General features: G+C 58.4%; 12 protein-coding genes and 1 pseudogene. 7 read left to right on the top strand and 6 right to left on the bottom strand.

Annotation, left to right across the window (positions count from 1 at the left end; all coding sequences use genetic code 11):
• Window positions 1-66: 66 nt before the first annotated feature.
• From P3C29_RS18365 to P3C29_RS18355, 3 genes are all read left to right on the top strand, one after another.
• Complete coding sequence (locus P3C29_RS18365) at window positions 67-1,653, top strand: RimK family protein (protein ID WP_010169643.1); 1,587 nt, start codon at window positions 67-69, stop codon at window positions 1,651-1,653.
• A 6-nt stretch (window positions 1,654-1,659) separates the two neighbouring features.
• A complete protein-coding gene (locus P3C29_RS18360; RefSeq protein ID WP_275965097.1) occupies window positions 1,660-2,601 on the top strand; it encodes a magnesium transporter CorA family protein in 942 nt (313 codons plus the stop codon).
• A 91-nt stretch (window positions 2,602-2,692) separates the two neighbouring features.
• Window positions 2,693-4,594, top strand: coding sequence for an acyltransferase family protein (locus tag P3C29_RS18355; RefSeq protein WP_275965096.1), 1,902 nt, complete (start codon window positions 2,693-2,695; stop codon window positions 4,592-4,594).
• Window positions 4,595-4,637: 43 nt separating this feature from the next.
• Here P3C29_RS18355 and map read toward each other — a convergent pair whose 3' ends face one another.
• Window positions 4,638-5,387, bottom strand: a complete 750-nt coding sequence (map, locus tag P3C29_RS18350) for a type I methionyl aminopeptidase (protein ID WP_275965095.1) — start codon at window positions 5,385-5,387, stop codon at window positions 4,638-4,640.
• Complete coding sequence (locus P3C29_RS18345) at window positions 5,384-5,587, bottom strand: ParD-like family protein (RefSeq protein ID WP_010169638.1); 204 nt, start codon at window positions 5,585-5,587, stop codon at window positions 5,384-5,386. The genes map and P3C29_RS18345 overlap by 4 nt, the downstream gene beginning before the upstream one ends.
• Window positions 5,588-5,845: 258 nt before the next feature.
• On the opposite strand from P3C29_RS18345, the pseudogene ilvA reads away from it, so the two are divergent.
• Together ilvA and P3C29_RS18335 are read left to right on the top strand one after the other, a co-directional pair.
• Window positions 5,846-6,844: pseudogene (gene ilvA, locus P3C29_RS18340) on the top strand (threonine ammonia-lyase, biosynthetic); the annotation flags it as partial.
• 525 nt (window positions 6,845-7,369) lie between these two features.
• Window positions 7,370-7,639 (top strand): DUF1652 domain-containing protein, encoded by a 270-nt coding sequence (locus P3C29_RS18335; protein WP_010169634.1) that lies wholly within the window; start codon window positions 7,370-7,372, stop codon window positions 7,637-7,639.
• 80 nt (window positions 7,640-7,719) lie between these two features.
• On the opposite strand, the gene P3C29_RS18330 is transcribed toward P3C29_RS18335, so the two are convergent.
• Window positions 7,720-7,980: a DUF2790 domain-containing protein gene (locus tag P3C29_RS18330; protein ID WP_201123804.1), complete on the bottom strand. Its 261-nt coding sequence runs from the start codon at window positions 7,978-7,980 to the stop codon at window positions 7,720-7,722.
• A gap of 161 nt (window positions 7,981-8,141) precedes the next feature.
• Window positions 8,142-8,360 carry a hypothetical protein gene (locus P3C29_RS18325; protein WP_275965094.1) on the bottom strand — a complete coding sequence of 73 codons (219 nt, stop codon included), beginning with the start codon at window positions 8,358-8,360 and terminating at the stop codon, window positions 8,142-8,144.
• Between the two features lie 254 nt (window positions 8,361-8,614).
• On the opposite strand from P3C29_RS18325, the gene P3C29_RS18320 reads away from it, so the two are divergent.
• Window positions 8,615-9,856 (top strand): hypothetical protein, encoded by a 1,242-nt coding sequence (locus P3C29_RS18320; RefSeq protein ID WP_275965093.1) that lies wholly within the window; start codon window positions 8,615-8,617, stop codon window positions 9,854-9,856.
• A 114-nt stretch (window positions 9,857-9,970) separates the two neighbouring features.
• On the top strand, window positions 9,971-10,663 hold the full coding sequence (gene aqpZ, locus P3C29_RS18315; protein ID WP_201123811.1) for an aquaporin Z: 693 nt from the start codon (window positions 9,971-9,973) through the stop codon (window positions 10,661-10,663).
• Window positions 10,664-11,182: 519 nt separating this feature from the next.
• On the opposite strand, the gene P3C29_RS18310 is transcribed toward aqpZ, so the two are convergent.
• Window positions 11,183-13,786, bottom strand: a complete 2,604-nt coding sequence (locus P3C29_RS18310) for an autotransporter outer membrane beta-barrel domain-containing protein (RefSeq protein ID WP_275965092.1) — start codon at window positions 13,784-13,786, stop codon at window positions 11,183-11,185.
• A 156-nt stretch (window positions 13,787-13,942) separates the two neighbouring features.
• Window positions 13,943-14,881 (bottom strand): carbohydrate kinase, encoded by a 939-nt coding sequence (locus P3C29_RS18305; protein WP_275965091.1) that lies wholly within the window; start codon window positions 14,879-14,881, stop codon window positions 13,943-13,945.
• Between the last annotated feature and the right edge of the window lies 1 nt (window position 14,882).

Below are 14,882 nucleotides of genomic sequence, written 5' to 3'. Positions count from 1 at the left end.
ACGGGACTTCTCTAAAAGATCGTGCTTAATAGAAAAGGTCTAGTTCTCTAAAGCGGATCAATCAATATGTCAGCGGTACAAGGTCATTGGCGTGAAGTATCCGAGCAAACAGTGGCGGCGACAATAACTTCCAGCGGTTATTTTTCCAGCCCTCCCAAGAGTGCAAGTCAAGTCGTGATCATTGTCGAACGCAAGGAAGACTGGGCGTCGTACTTCCCCAGCGAAGACATCGTCACCGCCCAGGAATACCTTGAGCAAACCCGGGAGAACGAGACGGGCAAACGGGTGCAGGTGATCAACCTGTGCCGCAGCTATAAGTACCTGGGCCACGGCTACTACTGCTCGCTGCTGGCCGAGGCGCGGGGGCACAAGGTGATTCCGTCGGTGCGCACCATCAGCGAACTGACCAGGAAATCCCTCTACGGCCTGGCCCTTGATGACCTGGATAAAACCCTCGATAAAGCCTTGAGTCATCATCTCTACAGCAACACCGAAGGCTTTACCCTGACACTTTATTTTGGCCGAACCAATATTGAACCCTTGCAGGATTTGGCCCGCCAGTTGTTTGAAGCGTTTCCCTGTCCGATCCTGTTAGTTGAGTTCCGCAAGAATAACGGCTGGCACATCGAAGGCATCAAGTCGGGCGTATTGCACAAGTTACGTGATGACCAGGAAGATCAATTTGCGAATGCGCTGGATAACTTCAGCCGCAAGATCTGGCGTCAACCGCGCTCCCGACGGTTGGCCCGCTATGACCTGGCAATCCTGCACGATCCGCAGGAACAATTGCCGCCGTCCAACGCCCGCGCCCTGGAAAATTTCGTGCGGGTTGGCAAGGGGCTGGGCATCGATGTGGAACTGATCGAGCGCAAGGACTACGCCCGCCTGGCCGAATACGACGCCTTGCTGATCCGCGAGACCACCAGCGTTGACAACCACACCTACCGCTTCGCCAAAAAGGCCGAGAGCGAAGGGCTGGTGGTGATGGACGACCCGGCGTCGATCCTGCGCTGCACCAACAAGGTCTACCTCACCGACCTGCTGAAAAGCCACCAACTGGGCATGCCCGCCACCGAAATTCTCTACAAGGAGCGACCCGAAGATTTCGAACGGGTGGGCGAGCGCCTTGGCTTCCCGCTGGTGCTGAAGATCCCCGACGGGTGTTTCTCCCGCGGCGTAATCAAGGTCGAAAGCCAGCAAGCGCTGCTGACCGCCACCGCCGAACTGTTTGAGCATTCTGTGTTGTTGCTGGCCCAGGAATTTTTCTACACCGAGTACGACTGGCGCATTGGCGTTCTCAACCGCAAACCGATCTTTGCCTGCCAATACTTCATGTCCAAGGGCCATTGGCAGATCTACAACCACAAGGCCATCGGCCAGGACATCAACGGCGAGTGCCGCACCCTGGCGGTCCACGAGGCGCCCAAGGCCGTGGTGGAACTGGCGGTCAAAACCGCCAATCTGATCGGCGACGGCCTGTACGGCGTGGACCTCAAGCAATCCGGCGACAAAGTGGTGGTGATCGAGGTCAACGACAACCCCAACATGGACGCCGGCATCGAAGACGCCTACCTGCAAGACGATTTGTATTCCCTGGTACTGGAGGAGTTCGTGCGACGCCTGGAGCTGAAGCGTCAAGGCCAGGTGTGGTGACGCGCGATGATGCAGCGCTTTGAATTAGCCGATGGCAAGTTGTACAACAGCCTGGGGGACGACGCGAACGTACTGCTGTTCAGCAATCCGGACCCCCACGAGCGCAAGTACCTGCGCGACTGCTACAAGCTCGATGAACATGCCCTGGCCTCGGCGCTGGACCCGGACGAAGTATCCCGCATCGAGTTCCACCCCGATAACCTGTTCCTGATCTGGAAGCGCCCGGAGAACTACTCCGGCGGCGGCAACCTGGTGTTTGAAGTGTCGTCCTGCGGCTTGCTGTTTTCCGGGGACCAGTTGCTGGTGATCGCCACCGACGACAGCCAGCTTTCCGGGCTGGGGGCACGCCGGCCATTGCGCACGCCGCTGGATGTGTTGCTGGACCTGCTGCTCAACAACATCCACCACTACCTGGGCCACCTCAAGGTGATCAAGATGGTCGCCCGGGAATTGCAGCAGCAGTTCAACGCGTCGATGAGCAACCGCCACCTGATGCAGATGTTCAACCTCAGCGAAAGCCTGATCTATTACATCAACGCCCTGCACAGCAACGGCGCGGTACTGACGCGCCTGCGCAACCATGGGGAGAAGGAACATTTCAGCGCTGAAACACTGGGCCTGATCGATGACCTGATCATCGAGAACAACCAGTGCTACAAGCAGGCGGAGATTTACTCCAACGTGTTCTCCGGGCTGATCGATGCCCGGGGCAACCTGATGAACAACAGCATGAACAACCTGTTGCGCAAGCTGACGTTGATCAACGTGGTGTTCCTGCCGTTGAACCTGATCGCCAGCGTGGGCGGGATGTCGGAGTTCAGCATGATGACGGCGGGCACGCCGTGGTGGATTTCGTATCCGCTGTTTATGGCGGCGATGGGCTTGGGGGCGGGGTTGATGGTGTTGGGGTTGAAGCGGATTGCGGGAGGAGGGGATAAGGCAGTTTAGTGCGTAACGGAAATACTACATTTCATTTTTATTCCGCCTCCATGGCCACTACAATGCCTCCCCGCGAAGGACCTAGCCATGGAAAGTTAGAATGCAATTCCGAAAAAATATAAATGCTCTGCGTGCAATCGCTGTGATATCGGTTGTGCTGTTCCATTTCAAGGTGAGTGGATTCCAGGGGGGCTTTGTCGGGGTTGACATTTTTTTTGTTATTTCCGGGTTCCTCATGACCGGGATTATTTTTAACGGTCTGCTACAACAGAGTTTCTCGCTGCTGGGCTTTTACGCCTCAAGGGCCCGGCGCATTTTTCCTGCACTATTGGCACTGTGTGTGGGGTTGCTGATCTTCGGTTTTGTCTACCTGCCTCTGGATGACTACCGAGAGCTGATCAGGACGATCAAAAGCAGCCTGTTCTTCAGCTCCAACTTTATGTTTGCCAAGGGCGGTAATTACTTCGCTGCGCCGTTACATGAAAACTGGCTGTTGCATACCTGGTCGCTGTCGGTCGAGTGGCAGTTCTACATGATCTATCCAGTGCTGCTGATGGCACTGCACAAGTTGCTCGGGATGCAAAAAACCAAAGTAGCCCTCGTGGTGCTGGCGTTGGGCTCCCTGGCGGCGTCGGTTTATCTGACCGATAACAATCCGGTCGTTGCGTTCTACATGCTGCCTACCCGTGCCTGGGAATTGATTGTTGGTGGGATGGTATTCCTATTTCCGCTGCAACTCGGCAAGCGCATGGGCCTGGCGTTCGAAGGCGCAGGGCTTGCCGCGATCCTGGTAAGTATTTTCTGCTTTTCGGAACAAGACCTCTGGCCCGGATACCTCGCACTGTTGCCGGTACTTGGCACTGCACTCGTAATTGCTGCCAATAGCCAGTCGCTATTCAGCACCAACAGAGCCTTGCAGTTATCGGGCAGCCTTTCATATTCCGTGTACCTGTGGCACTGGCCGCTGGTGGTTTTCCTTTACACGTGCGGGTTGCTGGGCAGCTGGCCATACGTGGCGGCAGGGATCGTGCTTTCGTTTGCGCTGGGAGCGCTGTCTTATCACTTCGTTGAGTCAAAGACCCGCAAAGTGAGCACGGCACCGCGGGCCATTTTCAAATATGCGTCATACGTGGTTGCAGTGGTTGGGTTGTCAGCGATCACCTCGTCGGTGGTCAAGGATCATCCGGGAGTCCGGTTTGCTTACGTTGATCTAGGCCGCCCTGAATACTCAAGCAAGTTATTCTCGCAAGAGTGTTTCCCCAATGCATTTGGTGCCGCTGATTGCAAGTTAGGCAGCGGGGAAGTATCGGTCATCCTCTTCGGAGACAGCCACGCCCAGTCAACAGCCGCCGCGGTACAGATTGAAAACAAACAGGCGGCTCTATCCTGGGCGCGTGGCGGTTGCCCGACGCTGCAGGACTTTGAGATGTACGACAAAGAGCTGGCCAGCAATTGCAAGGGATTTAACAGCGAAAAACTGAAGGTATTGAAAACGTCTTACCAAGGCATCCCGGTGATCCTGTTCAGCCGGGCATCGCTGTACTCGGATTTGAGCCGAGGCAATTCCTATCGCATTTACTTCCCAGGCAAGGAGCATCTTGAAGACCAGGCATTTGTCGACACCTACACCGCCGAGTACACCAAAACCGTGTGCTCAATTGCTGAGAACCATCCGGTGTACATCGTCAAGCCGATTCCGGAGATGCCGTTCAGTGTCTACAAAGGCCTGAATCTGCATAAGCGCATTTTCCAGAGCGCCTCGGATATCTCGATTTCACTGGACAGCTATCAGACGCGTAATCGCATCGCCATGCGTGCCATTGAGGTGGCGGCGCAGCAATGCAATGTCAAGGTTATCGACCCAACACCCTACTTGTGCCCGAATGGTCGGTGCATGGGGTCCAAGGGTGGTGTGCCGCTTTATTACGATGACAACCATCTGGTGGACTCCGGCAATGAGCAGCTCAAAGGATTGTTCAAACAGGTCATTAGCCCCATATAAGCCAAGTGCTCTTGGCAGCAGGAACGAGTGATCTTGTTCCTGTTCAAGGCTGCAACGTCAACACCTCAAACCCGTCCCGCGTCACCGCCACGGTATGCTCCCACTGCGCCGACAAGCTGTTATCCCGCGTCACTACCGTCCAGCCATCTTTCAAGCTGCGCACCTTGGCGCTGCCCTGGTTGAGCATCGGCTCAATGGTAAACACCATGCCTTCGCGCAGTTCCATCCCGGTACCGGGGCGGCCGAAGTGCAGGATCTGCGGGTCTTCGTGCATCTCGCGGCCAATGCCGTGCCCGCAATATTCACGCACCACGCTGTAACCGTTGCTCTGGGCATGGCTCTGGATGGCGTAGCCGATATCCCCCAGGCGTGCGCCGGGCTTGACCTGGCGGATGCCGGCCCACATGGCGTCAAAGGTCATTTCCACCAGGCGCCGGGCCTTGGGCGCGACGTTGCCAATCATGTACATCTTGCTGGAGTCGGCGATATAGCCGCCTTTCTCCAGGGTGATGTCGATGTTGACGATATCGCCGTCCTTGAGCACGTCCTTGGCACTCGGCATGCCGTGGCACACCACCTCGTTGATCGAGGTGTTGATGCAGAAGGGGTAGTCGTACTGGCCCAGACTCGCGGGCCGCGACTGCAGGTCGTTACGGATGAAGGCTTCCACGGCGCTGTCGATCTCAAGCGTCGACTGGCCGGCGGCGACATAGCCATCGAGCCGGGTGAATACCTTGGCCAACAGGCGGCCGGCTTCGCGCATGAGCACGAGTTGGTCGGCGGTCTTGATCATTGGCTGCGCCCCCGGATGAGGTCTGGCTTGTCCAGCAGCAGTTTGTTGATCAGGTCGTTATAGGCCAGGTGCGGATTGAGTTCCGCGAGCAGGCCGATCTTGATCCAGAACTCGGCCTGGGCGTTGATGGAACGGTCCATGGTGGCGCTGGCCAGGCGGAGTTGTTCGTGCAATTGGTCGGTGATCTTGACGATGCCCATGAGCTTCACTGTGCAGGGTTGATATACAAAGCGTATACGTTTCGTATGCTCCGAGTAAAGCCTGGCGTTTCGCCATTGACTTGCCCGGTGGCCCCGGTTAATTTTGATTCATGACATTTCAAACCTTTCGTTGCCAGCCAAGCATTATTACCGCCATTCCTCATTTGGCGGGATAGCGCACGGCTGTACCCAAACCCGCCCTAGAGGCGGGTTTTGTTTTTCCGTCTCCAGGGCCCTGTAAACACCCAGGAGACATCCATGAGTACCCGTCCGGCGCGCCACACCCACGATTCGGGGCTGCTTGAGCACTACGTGAAAAAGATCCTTGCTGCCCCGGTCTACGACCTGGCGGTGCGCACGCCGTTGCAGGCGGCGCCAGCGCTATCGGCGCTGCTGGGCAATCAGATCCTGCTCAAGCGTGAGGACCTGCAACCGACCTTTTCCTTCAAGATTCGCGGCGCCTACAACAAGCTGGTGCAGCTCAGCGCCGAGCAGAAAGCCCGGGGCGTGGTCACCGCCTCGGCAGGCAATCATGCCCAGGGCGTGGCGCTGGCCGCTCGGGAACTGGGGATCAAGGCGACCATCGTCATGCCGTGCAGCACCCCGGAGCTGAAAGTACTGGGTGTGCGTTCCCGAGGCGGCGAGGCGGTGTTGCACGGGGAAAGTTTTCCCTTTGCGCTGGCCCATGCGTTGCAGTTGGCTGAGGCCACGGGCAGCACCTTTGTCTCGCCGTTTGACGACCCTGAGGTGATTGCCGGGCAGGGCACCGTGGCCATGGAAATATTGCGCCAGCAGCAGGGCGCGCTGGACGCGATCTTTGTTCCGGTGGGCGGTGGCGGCCTGATTGCGGGCATCGCCGCCTACGTCAAATACCTGCGCCCGGAAGTGCGCATCATCGGTGTCGAGCCCGAAGGCTCCAGTTGCCTGCTGGCGGCCTTGCGTGCCGGCGAGCGCGTGGTGTTGCCGAGTGTCGACAGCTTTGCCGATGGCACCGCCGTCGCCCAGATCGGCGCCTACGGTTTTGAAATCTGTCGGCACCACGTTGATGAGGTGATCACCGTCAGCAATGACGAACTGTGCAGCGCCATCAAGCTGATCTACGACGATACTCGCTCGATCACCGAGCCTTCCGGCGCGCTGGCCGTGGCCGGCATCTGCAAGCAAGTCGCGAAGACCGGTATCCAGGGCCAAACATGGGTGGCGATCAATTCGGGAGCCAATATCAACTTCGATAGTTTGCGACATGTTGCAGAACGAGTGGCGGCGCAGGCGGGTTAAACGTTTAACCTAACGAATGTTTAATTGAGTGCTGGTCACTCGTTTGGATAGCCCTTTAAAAGGCGGGCAAAAGTGCGGTGCAGGCACTTATAAGTCGCAGCCTTTCAATTTGCATGAAGCCCAATGGAGCTTCTTGCAGGATGCATGAAACGGCGGGATGTTTTTTGTCCGCAAGCCGTGATTTTACTGGGACGCAACCGGGTGCGCCCGGCGGCATGTTTAATGCTTGATAAGATCTTGTTACAACTCTGAATGAGCAACACATACGGCCACTGACACCTCGAACGGATGGGTTAATGGCGGTCTGCCACGTAACTTATATAAGTAACGCTGTCGCTTATGAGGAAAGGATCCAACGCGTTTCGAACGAGCCTAGTAGGCTGGGTAAGTGAAGCCGCCTTCTAGGGCTGGTAAGGCGCAAAAGGCAAACGTGTCACCGCGGACGCCGGCAGTAGGAATATTGATAACAATCGATTGGCAATCTCATAAAAGGAGAGGTCGGCCATGCTTTCGGATCTGGAACTACGCGGCATTATTGAAGGAAGTTTCCTGCCTAAACGTTGTGAAGTCACCAAGGCCTCAGACGCCTCGTTGACGGTCAAGGTTTATCACGAGATCGACCATGACCGGGTAGACCTGGTGGTCACCGGCATTTGCGCCAACAAACTCGACAGCAGTCGGGCGATCTGCAACTTGATTACCGAGTTGCGCGAAGACCTCAAGCACACCCATACCCCGGCACTCAAGAGAGCCGGAGCGCGTCCCTTCTATTAAATAAACGCACGGCCGAGTTTCAGTCAGTGAAGACTTGCGGGCCTGGATAAACGCCAGGCCCACTATTGGCTGCCTCTGGATCAGTTCTGGAAGTCACAGGCTTCCGACATTTTGCGATAGCTCACGTCCTGGACTTTCCCGGCACTGTCCAGGTACTTGATATCGGCGTTGATCACTTTGCAGACATTGGTATCGGTTTCGTGCATGGCAAGTACCTTCTTCACATCCATCTTCTCGCCGTAGTGATAGGGCGTGATGACAGGGGCTGTATCAGCCTGCGCCATCCCCGTTACAGCTGTCAGGGCAAAGGCGCCACCGAGCATTAACGTACGCAGTTTCATGGTGTTTCTCCGCAAGTCGTTCGCGGGCCTATCAACGTGATAAGCCGCGGCCGCCCTGGGCAACGGCCGGAGCCGTGCGAGTGCGGTCGATTCAACTCTCGTCCCGGCGGATTAACCATGGATTAATTGGGGCTTTACTGACAAAAGCTTCATCTTGCCTCTCAATTGGGCAGTAGGGTAGGCGATGTATATGAGTCTGCTGCGACGGGAAATAAGTCGGCCTTAAGCAGCACATCGTCAAAAACATGCGTATCAAATGTAAAAGCGGTGGACTCAAAGGGAACAAGCCCGAGTGGGGCCTCAGTATCAAGGTGCTCGCCATGTACCGCAGATGTCGCCAGCGCCATGCCCCACACTAACCAGACCATTGCATTTTTCACGGAAGACTCCTATCGGGTTATGACGAGTCAACGGCTGCTTGCGTCCCATCCAGCGCGATTTCGGCTACGCATTTGCTGCTCGCGACATTGCCGTGATCGCTCGAAGTCAACCAATTACGCCTTTTTTTCTCGTCGCACAACCTGTCAACTTTGACAGTTGTTGGCCCTGGAATCTATGCCATAACTTAGGTGCCCCGGCGCTTGAAAAGTGTCATTCGCCGGCCATGAAATTCGGCCCCAGGGAAAGAACAGCCATGAACAAGTTGATCAAAAGTACGCTTGCCCTCTCTATGGTGGGCGCTATCGCCCATACGGGGCTGGTCAGCGCGGCCACATTTGTCGGGGAAGGAACGGCCGCCGGGGCGCAATGTGTTTCCCAGGGTGTCAATAATTCGGGCGTTGTGGTAGGCACCTGCACACCGGGCAATTCTTCCGGGCCATCGGTGGCGTGGGTCGCGATCACTGCCGGCACTGAAGTCCCGTTGCAGCCGCTGGTAAGCGGCCAAGGCTGTACTGCCTTGGCTATCGACAATAATGGACAAATAGCCGGGACCTGCAAAATGGCGGACAACCGGTCCACCGCTGTAATTTGGAACAGCTCAACACCAAGTGCTGCACCTGCCGCATTGCAAGCGGTCTCGGTACTCGGCACAGGATTGCTGCCCGAAGTCCGCACTGCCATCACCGCCTTCAACCAGAGCGATGTGTTAGGGGGGGCGAGTTTAAGTGGTACTAATGTTGCGACAGCAGTCCTGTGGTTCTCGGGGAGCACGGCGCCGCTTCAAGTATCCGCGCTGCATGACAACTGCATTGTCGCCGACGTTAACAACACACCTATAAATGGAGTGCCTAGCGTTGCTCTCAACTGCCCGAATCCTGGGTCCAGTAACGCCGTCGCCAAAGTCGTGCAAAAAACCGGACTGCTCGGCACGCTGGTTACTACGACGTTGCCCATACCGGCCGGCAGCACGGGTTGCAGCGTAAGTAGCGTCAATGATGTTGTGCAGTTTGTCGGCACCTGTCACTTCTCGGCTCCGGATGTGCCCCATGCCGTTTACTGGGCAAGCCCAAGCGCCACTCCGGTTCAACTGAGCAGTATCAGCGGCGTGCCGGGTACACCTCGAATCGCCGGGCGTCGGTTGAACAATAACGGGAATGCCGTTGTGTCTTACCAAGACAGTAATGGCCACGGCCAATTGGCTTTTTGGACCCCCTCGACGGGTATCGCCCAATTGATCCCGGTGCTTGCGGGCGGTACGCACATAGGCTTTGTGGGCTTGAGTGATAACAACACGGTCGCACTCACCAGCGAAAACGCCGGTGAGCATGCTCAGGCCGCTACCTGGACTTCTACGACTGGCACCGTGGCTATTCCACAATTCAGCGGCGGTCAGGAAAGCCGGCTGACGGCGATATCGTCGAATGGCACCTACGCGGCGGGAGGTGCTGAGGATAGCGTTGGTACCGACGACGCTGTTGTTGCAACGCTGCCATAGACACTAAGCTTTCCTGTTAACCAGATAAGTCTGATACAGGCGGGGTAATCCCTCTTGCTACCGTCGCCACCGGGTCCATCAATCGGATGGCGTTGGTATCAGGTGGAGTTGGGTTTGCAAAAGAAAATCGCAGCAGAGTTTTTGGGGACGTTCTGGCTGACGTTCGGTGGCTGTGGCAGCGCGATACTTGCCGCGGCGTTTCCGGAGTTGGGTATTGGTTTTGCCGGTGTTGCCCTGGCCTTTGGCCTTACGGTGCTGACCATGGCATACGCGGTGGGCGGCATTTCGGGCGCGCACTTCAACCCGGCGGTGACCATCGGCCTGTGGGTCGGCCGCCGCGTGCCGGGCGTCGATGTGGTGCCGTACATCATTGCCCAGGTCGCGGGGGCAATTGTCGCTGCCGCCGTGTTGGCGCTGATTGCCAGCGGTCGGCCAGGCTTTGAAATGGGCGCTTTCGCCGCCAACGGTTATGGCGAGTTGAGCCCGGGGCAATACAGCTTGCTGGCTGCGCTGGTGGTTGAGGCGGTGGCGACGTTCTTTTTTGTGTTCATCATCATGCGCGTCACCGGTCCCGGTTCGGCTGCGGGGTTTGCGCCGATTGCGATTGGCCTGACCCTGACCCTGATCCACCTGGTGGCCATTCCCGTGACCAACACCTCGGTCAACCCGGCACGCAGCACCGGGCCGGCGCTATTTGCGGGAGGGGAATACCTGATGCAACTGTGGGCGTTCTGGCTGGCACCGATGGTCGGTGCGGTGGTGGGAGCTGTGGTGGCGAGGGCGGTGACCTGTCCAAAGGAAGCGTAAGTCGACGAGAGGGGGGGCACGTGGATGTTGCTTGCCGACTCCCTCCGTTTCGGGCCAGGGACGGCAAGCCAAGCGGGATCTTCAGGGCAGTGAGAATTGAAGGAGCGCGCCTCCGAGGGTTTCGGTCCCGTTGGTTCCCTGCAAAAACAAAGCGCTCTCGCTGTTGTCTCCGGTACTGAGAGCGCCCCAATCGACAACAATAATATTGCTGTTGGTACTGATACCACCCAGACGAAAAGCCCCGAATGTATTTTGAGCGGCGCCTAGATTGAGCGGCTGCGCCAAAACGCCCCCACAAGCAAACAGTGTAGCTATAACCGTTATTGCAAAGACCGTTCTACTACCCGGCCTGGAATCTGTTGGTTGAGTGCGCCGACTGTTGGGTTGCATGGCGGATAACATATTCGCTCCTCCTTTCTCATGCCTGAGTTATGGCACAAAAAAAAGAAATGACAACTGTCAGAGTTGACAGGTTGTGGCGGCAGTAAAAAGAGAGTAGCCGGCCTGTAAGAGCCATCCCTACCAACTGACCCGCACCCCGGCATTGCCGCTGACGCCTTCAAACGCATTGCTGTCCAGTTGGGTGTTGTAGTCCGCCGCCAGGTACACGCTGACGGTGGACGACAACTTGGCGACAACCCCTACGCCCAGGTCGGCAGTGGATGACTTGTGATCGGTTTTAATCCGGTCGACATCGTCGTAGGTCACCGTGTCGCTGCCGCCAAAGGTGCGCCAGGCGTTGACTCGCACATACGGTTCTATGGGAGTGTTCTGCACCAGGTAACGCCCCTTCAGGCGTGCACCCAGGCGGCCGGTCCAGTAGTCCTGGGAATCGAACGAGACCTTGGAAATGCCGTCGTTCTGGCTGTCCATATCTATGTGTTGGTTGATCACCTGCACCTGCGGTTCCACCACCCAGTGATCGGACACGGCAATGGGATAACCGGCCTCGGCCGACAACGCCAGTGCATGGCCCTTGTTGTCGATCTTCACGTCACGCTCGGATTTGCTGTCACCGTCAAAGCGCGTGCCCATGGCGACCAGGTCCACGTACCAGCCTTTGGGGTCTGTCAGGTTCCAGTAGGCACCGAAGTTATCGCCATCCAGCTTCACTCGCCCGGAGCGGGTGTCCTCAAACCCCATCGCAAAACCTTTGATGTCACCTTGCAGGCGGCTTTGCCCGATGAACAGGCCGAAGCGTTGAGTCTGGCCGCCGCTGGTCTCGGAGGCGTAGAGGTCATGGCCCACCTGATAGCCTTTGATGGAGCCGTCGAAACTCGGCGACACCGTGCCGGTCCAGCTTTTGTTGAAGTCACTGCCATAGGCGCGGCCCCAGCCTGCCGGCACGGCTCCGGTCTCGCCGAGCAGGCTCTGTTCGCCCTGGCGGTCATGGAAGGTGCCCAGGGCTTGCAGCGTCATTAATTGCGCGGCCGGGACGACGACCGAGTACACCGGCACTTCGAGGCGATACAGCGGGATCGCCTCGGCACCGGCGATGGCGGTTGGCAACACCGGATTGCTCGCCGCCGACTCGGGCGAGTTGGCCGCCGCGACCTGGCTGGGCGGTGGAGCAGGGGGCTCGACCGGCGCAACAGGCTGTGACGTCGGCGGTTCCACGGGTGGTTCATCCGGGGCAACCACCGGCGGCACGGGCGGGATAGGGGGCACCGGCACCACCACCGGAGGCGTTGGCGGTACCGGCGGAACCGCCGGTGGTTGCACGGCGACCACTGACGAGCGCAGGTACCAGTTGTTTTCCGTGCCTGCGGTGACGCCGCCCTTGAACAGCAGGTATTCGTAGGCCCCGGCCGACACCGAGCCTTTCAGGGCGAAGGCGTCGGTGCTGCTGGTGGCGCCGTTGAGGGCCTGCACCACCTCGATCCCGTTGTTTTGCGTGAGGCCGCCCAGGCCGCCCAGGTTGCTCACGGTCATTTGCGTATGGCCGCTGATGGTCCCGTCGGACACCACCAGCTTGTCGCTGGCGGAGCTGTCGTCACCGAGCACCGACTGCAGCCACAGCTGGCCATTGTTGCCGACGTAATTGCCATACACCGTCAACGTATCCGTGGCGCTGTTGCTGCGGCTGGTCATGTCGAGGGTGCCAGCGTTATTGAGGGTCGCCAGCGCGCCTGCGGTGTAGGGGCGGATGCTGCCTTGGGTCACACCCAGCGTGCTGCTGCCGTCGATATTGAAGGTGCCGGTGTTGCTGGCGCTGTCACCAAGGAAAAAGTCCCCGGCGAGGTCAAACCGCGAGTTGTTGTTGAGGTTCACCGTCTCCCAACCGATATAACGCGCGGCGGTGCTGGAGGTGGTGTTGTCGAGGGTCAACTGGTCGTTGCCCAGGCCGCCGTCAATCGAAGGCGTGGTGCCGAGCAGGGTTTCGTTGAGGCCACTGAGCAGGGCGTTGTCGTTGCCATCGCCCATCAACACGGCCGATTTGATCTGGCCGCCATTGACCCAATTGAAGGTGTCATTGCCGACACTGGCGCGGATCTCGCCATTGATCACGCCGCCACTCACGCTAATGCTGTCATCACCGCCGCTGGTGCTGATATTGCCCCCAATGGAGCCGCCGGAAACGATGATGGTATCGGTGCCGAAACCGGTCACCAGGTTGCCGAGGATCGCCCCGCCGGACATGTCATAAATGTTGTTGTCCAGCTTCATGTCGACCCGGCCGATGGTGCCACCGGTCTGTTGCGCGACGTCGCCGTCTTCAAACGCGCCGACGAGGGTGCCGCCACTCATGAAAAAGGTGTCGCGGCCGTCGCCCTGGGCAAGGGACTGGATCTGCCCGCCACTCATCACGAAGTCGTCGATGCCGGCGCCCTGCTGGACCGCGCCGGTAATCAGCCCCGAGCGGATTTGCACCGCGTCCCGGCCTGCGCCAAAGGTGACGCCGCCATTGATGGTGCCGGAACCGCCTGCCGGCAGAATCAGGGTGTTGTTGCCCAGCAGGTCGGTGAGGCCGGCGCTGCTGCCGCTGTCGCAGGTATAGGTGTCGTTGCCCGGGCCCGGGGTGAGCACGCAAGCCGCGTGGGCTTGTTGGGGCGTGATGTAATGCAGTGAGAGGATGCCGACAGTCAAAACGGCGCGATTGCGAAAGGTCCGTCTATTGCCCATGGATCTGTCCTGCTTTTGTTATAAAAACTGCACGTGCCTTTCGGTCTAGTACAGTTTTTGACACAGTGCAGATTTTTTGGACCGGTGGCAGCAGGGCTGAAAGCCACGTAATACGTGGCTTTCATGATGGCACATTGGTTTTTTGTGGGACGCTTTTCAGTCCAGCTGATGACGGTAGGGCAAGTCCGGGCCGGTCTTGCTGCAGGTCAGCGCCGCCGCGCGGATGGCGAAGGTGAGCATGCCGCTGATCTGCTCGCGGGACAGCTGTTGCAGGCCCTCGACGGAGTCCAGTTGGTGTTCCGTGAGCCAGGCAATCAAGGCAGCCTGGAAAGTGTCCCCGGCCCCTACGGTATCGGCCATCACCACCTTGACGGCGGGCGCGGACCAACTGCTATGCTGACGGCTGAACACGGTTGCGCCGTCGCCGCCACGGGTCAGGAACACCAACTGGCAACGGTGCTGCAACCAGCCTTGCAGAATGCTTTCCGGTGCCTGGCCAGGGTAGAGCAGGTGCAGGTCTTCATCGCTGACCTTGATCAGGTCGGCGTGCTTGACCAACTCGGCCACCCGCTCGCGCCACAGCTCAATGTTCGGCTGCGGGTTAAGGCGCACGTTGGGGTCGAGGCTGATCAGGCGCTTGCCACTTTCCCGGCGGACCAGGGCCAGCAAGGTGTCGCCAATCGGCTGCACCACCAGTGAGAACGATCCGATGTGCACGCCACGCACCTCGTCGCCCAAAACCGGCAGGTGTTCAAGTTGCAGCTGGCGGTCGGCGCAATCCTCACCGCGAAAGCTGTACTGGGGTGAGCCATTGGCCCCCACGGCGACCATTGCCAGGGTGGTGGGCGCGGCGAACTCCAGCAGGAAATCCTCGCGCACGCCTTCGTCCTTGAGCACCTGCAACAAGCGCCGGCCCAGGTAGTCGTCGGAGATCCCGGCGAAAAAGCCCGCATCGATTCCCAGGCGACGCAAACCGACGGCAACGTTGAACGGCGAGCCGCCAGCGATTGCCTTGTAATTGACCCTCGACGCCTTGCCGCTGGCATCGTCCTCGCTGAAAAAATCAAACAGCGCTTCGCCACATACCAAATACATA

It is taken from the genome of Pseudomonas sp. 1912-s, from assembly GCF_029269205.1.
Taxonomy (GTDB): Bacteria; Pseudomonadota; Gammaproteobacteria; order Pseudomonadales; family Pseudomonadaceae; genus Aquipseudomonas.
The sequence above is the reverse complement of the archived record's forward strand: the minus strand, read 5'-3'. Positions and strand labels throughout refer to the sequence as shown.

What these genes read in the sequence shown, in the direction of transcription:
- P3C29_RS18365 (WP_010169643.1), top strand. Translation starts at nt 67, where the DNA reads ATGTCAGCGGTACAAGGTCATTGGCGTGAAGTATCCGAGCAAACAGTG.
- P3C29_RS18360 (WP_275965097.1), top strand. Translation starts at nt 1,660, where the DNA reads ATGATGCAGCGCTTTGAATTAGCCGATGGCAAGTTGTACAACAGCCTG.
- P3C29_RS18355 (WP_275965096.1), top strand. Translation starts at nt 2,693, where the DNA reads ATGCAATTCCGAAAAAATATAAATGCTCTGCGTGCAATCGCTGTGATA.
- map (WP_275965095.1), bottom strand. Translation starts at nt 5,387, where the DNA reads ATGATCAAGACCGCCGACCAACTCGTGCTCATGCGCGAAGCCGGCCGC.
- P3C29_RS18345 (WP_010169638.1), bottom strand. Translation starts at nt 5,587, where the DNA reads ATGGGCATCGTCAAGATCACCGACCAATTGCACGAACAACTCCGCCTG.
- P3C29_RS18335 (WP_010169634.1), top strand. Translation starts at nt 7,370, where the DNA reads ATGCTTTCGGATCTGGAACTACGCGGCATTATTGAAGGAAGTTTCCTG.
- P3C29_RS18330 (WP_201123804.1), bottom strand. Translation starts at nt 7,980, where the DNA reads ATGAAACTGCGTACGTTAATGCTCGGTGGCGCCTTTGCCCTGACAGCT.
- P3C29_RS18320 (WP_275965093.1), top strand. Translation starts at nt 8,615, where the DNA reads ATGAACAAGTTGATCAAAAGTACGCTTGCCCTCTCTATGGTGGGCGCT.
- P3C29_RS18310 (WP_275965092.1), bottom strand. Translation starts at nt 13,786, where the DNA reads ATGGGCAATAGACGGACCTTTCGCAATCGCGCCGTTTTGACTGTCGGC.
- P3C29_RS18305 (WP_275965091.1), bottom strand. Translation starts at nt 14,881, where the DNA reads ATGTATTTGGTATGTGGCGAAGCGCTGTTTGATTTTTTCAGCGAGGAC.